This window comes from Bradyrhizobium sp. STM 3809 (genome assembly GCF_000239795.1).
In the GTDB taxonomy this organism is placed as follows: domain Bacteria; phylum Pseudomonadota; class Alphaproteobacteria; order Rhizobiales; family Xanthobacteraceae; genus Bradyrhizobium.
Genome location: NZ_CAFJ01000760.1, coordinates 1 through 5,414, shown reverse-complemented (window position 1 = coordinate 5,414; position 5,414 = coordinate 1). Strand labels below are relative to the sequence as shown.

The 5,414-nt window shown below is 66.0% G+C and carries 6 protein-coding genes and 1 pseudogene; all 7 read right to left on the bottom strand.

Annotation, left to right across the window (positions count from 1 at the left end; genetic code table 11):
- Positions 1-21 precede the first annotated feature (21 nt).
- Complete coding sequence (locus BRAS3809_RS32525) at positions 22-318, bottom strand: circadian clock KaiB family protein (protein WP_008966259.1); 297 nt, start codon at positions 316-318, stop codon at positions 22-24.
- Complete coding sequence (kaiC, locus tag BRAS3809_RS32520) at positions 315-2,069, bottom strand: circadian clock protein KaiC (protein WP_008966258.1); 1,755 nt, start codon at positions 2,067-2,069, stop codon at positions 315-317. The genes BRAS3809_RS32525 and kaiC overlap by 4 nt, the downstream gene beginning before the upstream one ends.
- Before the next feature lie 173 nt (positions 2,070-2,242).
- Positions 2,243-3,112: a CheR family methyltransferase gene (locus BRAS3809_RS32515; RefSeq protein WP_008966257.1), complete on the bottom strand. Its 870-nt coding sequence runs from the start codon at positions 3,110-3,112 to the stop codon at positions 2,243-2,245.
- Complete coding sequence (locus BRAS3809_RS32510; protein ID WP_052523521.1) at positions 3,109-4,293, bottom strand: protein-glutamate methylesterase/protein-glutamine glutaminase; 1,185 nt, start codon at positions 4,291-4,293, stop codon at positions 3,109-3,111. The genes BRAS3809_RS32515 and BRAS3809_RS32510 overlap by 4 nt, the downstream gene beginning before the upstream one ends.
- A 74-nt stretch (positions 4,294-4,367) precedes the next feature.
- Complete coding sequence (locus BRAS3809_RS32505) at positions 4,368-4,733, bottom strand: response regulator (RefSeq protein ID WP_006613312.1); 366 nt, start codon at positions 4,731-4,733, stop codon at positions 4,368-4,370.
- A 67-nt stretch (positions 4,734-4,800) separates the two neighbouring features.
- A complete protein-coding gene (locus tag BRAS3809_RS32500) occupies positions 4,801-5,274 on the bottom strand; it encodes a chemotaxis protein CheW (protein WP_008966255.1) in 474 nt (157 codons plus the stop codon).
- A gap of 25 nt (positions 5,275-5,299) precedes the next feature.
- Positions 5,300-5,414: pseudogene (locus BRAS3809_RS37810) on the bottom strand (response regulator); the annotation flags it as partial.

The following is a 5,414-nucleotide window of genomic DNA, read 5'->3' as shown; positions in this document are numbered from 1 at the left end:
GTGCTGCCACGTATTCTCCGTTCAGCTCGGAGCGATATCCAGACCGACCAGGACCTTCTCCGCATTGGAGAGGTCGCCGATGATCCGCTTGAGCGGCTCCGGCAATTGCCGGATCAGCGTCGGGATGGCGACGATCTGATCGCGCTGCGCCAGCGCGGGGTCCTTCATCAGATCGATCACCTCGATCGTGTAGCGGCCCGGCAGATGCGTCTCGCACAGCTTCTTGAGATTGGCGAGCGCGGCCAGCGATTTGGGCGTCTGGCCCGCGACATAGAGCCGGAGATTGTAGCCATCCTGTTCCATCGCCGCGGCCGTCATTTGTTCGCCGCCGTCCGGGACGACGGCACGCCCGCCGGCCGCTTCGACGAGCGGCTCTTCGCCAACGCAAGGCGATCAGCCGAGCGCTGTTCCTCGCGCGCGCTGCCTTCCAGGTTCAGAAGCTCCATCTCCCCCTCCTCACTCGCAAGCTGGGCGTTCAGCATTTCGATCTGTGCGGCGATGTCGCGCCGTCGGCGCGCGATCTCGCGGGTGCGGCGCTCGATTTCCTGGTTGCGCAAGAGGCGCTCGGCGCGATCCTTGCCCTCCTGGGCCTGTCGCGCCGATCCCGTCAGCACGCCGTCAGGACCGACATAGACCTCGCGCAGCGCGATGCCGTCGGAGCTCATCAGGAACTCGCGCACCTGGTTGGAATGCGCCATGCCGCGCGACTTCAACAGATAGAGCTGGCGATTGTGCTCGCCGTTGCTCTCGCGGTTGTACAGCAGCAGCCACGTGTCGGTCAGCGAGGAGATCTGCATCTCGGTCGTCACCGTCTCCGCGGTGCCGGCGCCGAGATTGGTGAACAGGGCGGTGACGCCGCGCGACTTGAGGAAGTCGATCAGGCGCAGCGTCATCGAGTGCACGTCGCCGGCGATGCCCGCGCCCATCAGAGACGAGATCGGATCGACCACCACCGCGGCGGGATCGAACTCCCTGACCTCGCGATGCATGGCCGCCAGATGCGTCTCCAGCCCGTACAGATTGGGCCGCCGCGCCGAGAAGCGCAGCAGGCCGCGATCGACCCATTGCTGCAGGTCGAGCCCGACCGAGCGCATGTTGCGCACGATCTGCTGCGGCGACTCCTCCAGCGCGAAATAGATGCAGCGCTGGCCCGCGCGGCAGATCGAATCGGCGAAATGCGCCGAGACGGTCGATTTGCCGGCGCCGGCCATGCCCGAGACCAGGATGCTCGATCCCTTGTAGTAGCCCCTGCCCTCCAGCATGTCGTCGAGGTCGGCGATGCCGGTCGAGACCCGTTCGGTCGACGCATCATGGGACAGTCCCGACGAGGTGATCGGCATCACCGTGATGCCTTCCTGGTCGATGATGAAGGGATATTCGTTGGTGCCGTGCGCGGTGCCGCGATATTTGACGACGCGCAGCCGCCGGGTCGACAGCTGATCGTGAACGCGGTTGTCGAGCAGGATCACGCAATCGGCGACGTACTCCTCGAGGCCGTACCGGGTGAGCGTGCCGTCGCCGCGCTCGCCGGTGATGATGGCGGTGACGCCCTTGCTCTTGAGCCATTCGAACAGCCGGCGCAGCTCGGAGCGCAGCACGGCCTGGTTGTCGAGGCCGCCGAACAGAGTCTCGATCGTGTCGATCACGACGCGCTTGGCGCCGATGGCGTCGATCGCGAAGCCGATGCGGATGAACAGGCCGTCGAGATCGTAGTCGCCGGCCTCCTCGATCTCGTTGCGGTCCAGATGGATGTGGTCGACGAGGATCTTCTTCTGCTCGATCAGCCTCTCGATGTCGTAGCTGAGCGAGCCGACATTCTTGATCAGGTCCTCGGGCTGCTCCTCGAACGCGATGAACACCCCCGGCTCGTCATAGGCGACCGCGCCATTGTAGAGGAACGTCATTGCAAACAAGGTCTTGCCACAGCCGGCGGCGCCGCACAGCAGGGTCGGCCGGCCCTGCGGCAGGCCGCCGAAGGTGACCTCGTCGAGACCGTCGATCCCGGTCGCCGATTTCGCGATGACAGGGAGATCCCGCGTCACGATCCGAGGACGCATACTCGTTTTCATCGATCTTCCCCCGCCGTCGAGCGAACACGCTTTGGCCACACCAAGGCGTGAATCGACGCTTCAGCGAGAAAAAGGTTCCCGCTGCCGGAAGAAATTTTGCGATGCGGGGTGATCCAGCGGCGATCGGCCGGCGCAATCGCCGGCCGTCGAAGACCTCCCGATGAGATCGGCGATCAGCGCGCCGCGACCACTTTCAGGCCGGGCAGCAGCGCCGCGCCGCCGCGCGCGCTGCGGACGGGATTGATCTGGTACAGGCCGCGCCGCTCCTGATTGGGCCGGAACGCGTCGGTGATGCCGACAACCGACTCCGCGGCGCCGAGCAGCAGGGTGCCGTCCGGCTCCATCACCTTGGCCATCCGCTCGAAGATCTGCGCCTTGGTGTCCTGATCGAAATAGATCAGCACGTTGCGGCAAAAGATCACATCGAACTTGCCGAGATGGGAGAAGTCCTGCAGCAGGTTGAGCTGGCGGTGCTGCACCATGCCGCGAATGTCGGCGCTGAGCTGCCAGAGCTCGCCGAGCTGGGTGAAGTACTTCACCAGGAGCTGGATCGGCAGGCCGCGCTGCACCTCGAACTGGCTGTAGAGGCCGGCCTTCGACTTCTCCAGCACCTCCTGCGACAGGTCGGTGGCCACGATCTCGATCCGCCATCCGGCGAGCGCCGCGCCGAACTCGCGCAGGCACATCGCGATCGAGTAAGGCTCCTGTCCGGTCGAGCACGCGGCCGACCAGATGCGCAGAGACCGCCGGCTGGCGCGCGACTGGATCAGCGCCGGCAGGATGCCGTCCCGCAGATGATCGAACGGGATCTTGTCGCGGAAGAAGAACGTCTCGTTGGTGGTCATAGCTTCGACCACCTGCGTCGTCAGCTGCTCGCCGCCGCTCTTCATCTTCTGCACCAGCTCCGGGATGCCCGGCAGGTTGGCGCGGCGGGCCAGCGGCAGCAGCCGGCTCTCGACCAGATATTGCTTGTCGGCAGAGAGGTCGAGACCGGACCGCTCCTTCAGGAGCTTACGCAAGAACTCATAGTCCAGGGGAGTCACGAACGGTCTCCTGCAAACAGACGGACCAGCTTCGGTGCGATCTGATTCAAGGGAAGGATGGCTGCGCAGATGCCGGCATTGGCGGCCGCGCCGGGCATGCCCCAGACCACGCTGGTGGCCTCGTCCTGCGCGATGACGCTGCCGCCGGCTGCGACGATGTCCTTGCCGCCGCGCATGCCGTCCGAGCCCATGCCGGTGAGGATCACCGCGAGCGTCGAGCCCTGCCAGATGTCGACCGCCGAGGTGAACAGCGGATCCACCGCCGGCTTGCAGAAATTGACGGGCGGCCCGTTGTCGAGCGCGATGACCGCGTCGGCGCCATGGCGCGCGACGCGCATGTGGCGTCCGCCCGGCGCGAGATAGATCTGGCCGGGCTTGATGACCTCGCCGTCGACGGCCTCATGCGCCGGCCTGCGGCTCGACCGCGCCAGATGCTCGGCGAGAATGGTGGTGAAGGTCGGCGGCATATGCTGGGTGATCAGCACCGGGAAGCGGTCGATCACCGCGCCGAGCTCCGTGACGACCGCCATCAGCGCCTGCGGACCGCCGGTCGAAGAGCCGATCAAGAGTACCTTGGGCATCTGCGAGCTGAAGGCGCGCCGCGCCAGAGCAGCGGCCGGTAGCGTCTGCGTCGGCATCGGAGCCGCTGCCGGCCGCAGCGCCGGCGCCGGCCGCAGGTCCTGGACGTGCGGAGCCGCCGGAGCATGCACGACAGGCGCCGCGCGGCGCGCCTTGGCGCCGAGATTGCGGATCTTCTGGATCAGGTCGTAGTGGAAATTATCGGCTGCGGAGGCTTCGCGCGTGCTCTCGGGCTTCGGAATGTAGTCGGCCGCGCCGAGCGACAGCGCTTTGAAGCTGATCTCCGCATTGCGGCGCGTCAGCGTCGAGGCCATGATCACGGCGAGGTTCTTCTTCTTGGCAAGCAGCTTGGGCAGCGCTGCGATGCCGTCGAGCTCGGGCATCTCGATGTCGAGCACGGCGACATCGGGATTGACGCGATCGATCTGGTTGACGGCTTCGAGGCCGGTGCGCAGCGAAGCCGCCACCACCATGTCGGGCTCAGAGCTGATCCAACGCGAGATCATGCCGCGGATGACGACGGAGTCGTCCACGACCATCACCCGGAGAGGTTCCTGCCTGGTCGAACTTGGGATCGAAGAACTGGCCAACGCGACGCTCATAGTTCACCAACAGGACAGAGGCACAGGACGGCGGCAAGCCCGGGAGAGCACGGGCCGACCGACCTGACGGGAGGTCAGATCAGTCCGACTTCCTGGAATTTCGCCGTGACGATGTCCTTGTCGAACGGCTTCATGATGTACTCGTTGGCACCGGCATGCAGCGCGCGGGCAATGTGCGCGACGTCGTTCTCGGTGGTGCAGAACACCACTTTCGGCGCGTCGCCGCCGGGCATGCGGCGGAGATTGCCGAGGAACTCATAGCCGTCCATGACGGGCATGTTCCAGTCGAGCAGCACGGCATCCGGCAGACCGCGCTTGCAGATCTCCAGCGCCTGCTCGCCATCCTCCGCCTCCACGATCTGGAAATCCAGACCTTCCAGGATGCGGCGGGCCACCTTTCGAATGACGCTCGAGTCGTCAACTACCAGACACGTTCTCATATCAGCCTCTCGGGATCAGGATCCAAACCGACCGCGCGGTCTCGCGCGGGCGGGCTTACGCTGCGGTTCAGGCCGCCATCTTGTCGGCAGCGAGTTCAAGCACACGATCGACGTCGAGGATGACCATCAGCTGGCCATCGAGGCGGTGCACGCCGCCGGCGAGCTTCGCCATGCGCGGGTCGAGGTTGACGGGATTTTCTTCCCGGCTCTCCTCCGGCAGCCGCAGCACCTCGCCGATCTGATCGATCAGCAGGCCGTAGGATTCGCCGCGCAGGTCGACGCCGACCGCCATCGGCGGCTTGCCGTCGTCGGCGCGCGCCAGGCCGAGCCGCGCCCGCATGTCGACGACGGTGACGATGCGGCCGCGCAGGTTCAACACGCCGGCGATCTCGGCCGACGACAGCGGCACCCGCGTCACCCGCTCCGGCATGAACACGTCCTGCACCCGCGAGATCGGCAGGCCGAACAGCTGGCCGCCGATCACGGCCGTGACGTATTCGGCGACCGCGCCGTCGGTGGTCTCGATCTTGTTGCTGCTCATCGCACGCTACTCCTGCCCTTTCCCGTTACGCCGCACGCTTCGCCGCGTCGGCGCGGGCCCGTTCCTCGATCTGTTCCTTGAGCGCCGCGATCAGACCGGGACGGTCGAACTTGGCGATGTAGTCGTAGAGGCCGGCCTGA